We start from the raw sequence: 1,790 nt of genomic DNA, 5'->3' as shown, positions 1-1,790 counted from the left end.
CGATGCTGTTGGTTTATTAGGGCCCTGGCGTGACGTCGGCCTTCAAGACCTGGTTGTGGTCTTGAAGGCCGACGTTGTCGTATGGGGTGGGTGCGGATGTCGATGCAGCCGAAGGGGTCCGGGGAGATCCCGGCGGAGACGGTGCGCGTGGCGCGGGCCGCGTTCCCGAAGGGGAGCCTGGCGATCCGGGTGAGGGACGAGTTAGGTGTCCTGTTCACCGACGAGCAGTTCGGGGGCCTTTTTGGAGTGCGGGGCAAGCCTGCCTGGTCACCGGGGCGGCTGGCGCTGGTGCTGGTCTTGCAGTTCGTGGAGGGGCTGACCGACCGGCAGGCCGCAGAGGCGGTGCGGGCCCGGATCGACTGGAAGTACGCGCTGGCGCTGGAGCTGGCCGACCCGGGGTTCGACTTCTCCGTGCTGTCGGAATTTCGGGACCGGCTGGTCAGCGCCGACGGCGGCCGGCCGGTGCTGGACGGCATCCTGGCCGCCGCTCGCGAGAAAGGGCTGCTCAGTCGTGGTGGCAAGGCACGGACCGACTCCACACATGTGCTGTCCGCGGCACGTGAGCTGAACTGGCTGGAGCTGGTCGGCGAGAGTCTGCGGACGGCACTGAACGCGGTGGCTCACGCCGAACCGGACTGGCTCAGCGCGCACGCCCTGCCGGACTGGTTCACGCACTATGCGACCCGGATCGAAGACTCCCGTTTCCCCAAGGCCCAGGCCAAACGGGCCGAGGCGGGGCGCCGGATCGGCAGGGACGGCATGCGGCTGCTGGAGATGATCTGGACCGATGACGCCCCCTTAGCGCTTCGGGCACTGCCAGAGGTGGAACTCCTGCGTCAGCTGTGGGTCCAGCAGTTCCACCTCGTGGAGGGCAAGGTGGAGCAGCGGGACCCAAAAGACCGACCGCCGGGTGCGAAGCGCCTGGTCACCCCCTATGACCCCGAGGCCAGGGGCAGCGTCAAGCGCGACACCTTCTGGGACGGCTTCAAGGTCCATCTCACCGAGACGTGCGAGCCGGAGCGGCTGCATCTGATCACGAACGTGACCACCACCGTCGCCACCGTCCCGGACGACCGGATGGCCGCCGTCGTTCATGCCGGCCTCGCGAGGCGGGACCTGCTGCCCGCAGAGCACTGGGTCGACACCGGCTATGCCAACGGCGGCGCGATGGCCGCCGCCCGCCGCGATCACCGGGTCGCGCTGCACGGGCCGCTGAAGTCCGTAACTGTCCCGCACGCCCGTGGCGAGGCCGCATTCGGGCAGGACGCGTTCACCATCGACTGGGACAACCAGCACGTGACCTGCCCGAACGGCGTCACCAGCACGCAGTGGCACCAGCGCCGTTCGGAAGACGGACTGCCGGCCATCCGGGTCCGGTTCTCTCCGGCCGACTGCCGCGCCTGCCCCCAACTGCGGCAGTGCGTCAACTCTCCGAAGGCCCAGCGCCGGGAGATCAACCTCAAGCCCCGCGACGAATACGAAGCCCTCCACCAGGCCCGGAAACTCCAGGGAACCGACCAGTGGAAGGACCGCTACAAGATCCGCGCCGGGGTCGAGGGAACCATCTCCCAGGCCGTCCAAGCCTGCGGTCTGCGCCGATCCCGCTACCGCGGCCTGGCCAAGACCAGCCTCCAGCACCAGCTCACCGGCGCCGCGATCAACCTCATCCGCATCAACGCCTGGCTCACCGGCCAACCCCACGCCCACACCCGCACCAGCCCCCTGGCAGCACTCCGCCCCGCCGCATAACGACGGGGCGAAGCAATCAGGCCCAATAAACCAACAGCATC

Annotated in this window: 1 protein-coding gene; it reads left to right on the top strand. The window is 68.7% G+C overall.

Annotated elements, in window-relative coordinates:
• Nucleotides 1-96: 96 nt before the first annotated feature.
• The gene (locus tag JK364_RS54180) at nt 97-1,749 is read left to right on the top strand and encodes an IS1182 family transposase (RefSeq protein ID WP_201858841.1); all 1,653 of its coding nucleotides are present in this window, start codon (nt 97-99) and stop codon (nt 1,747-1,749) included.
• The last annotated feature ends 41 nt before the right edge of the window (nt 1,750-1,790 follow it).

Origin of the sequence: Streptomyces endocoffeicus, from assembly GCF_016741935.1 — a bacterium.
GTDB classification, from domain to species: Bacteria; Actinomycetota; Actinomycetes; order Streptomycetales; family Streptomycetaceae; genus Streptomyces; species Streptomyces endocoffeicus.
The sequence above is the reverse complement of the archived record's forward strand: the minus strand, read 5'-3'. Positions and strand labels throughout refer to the sequence as shown.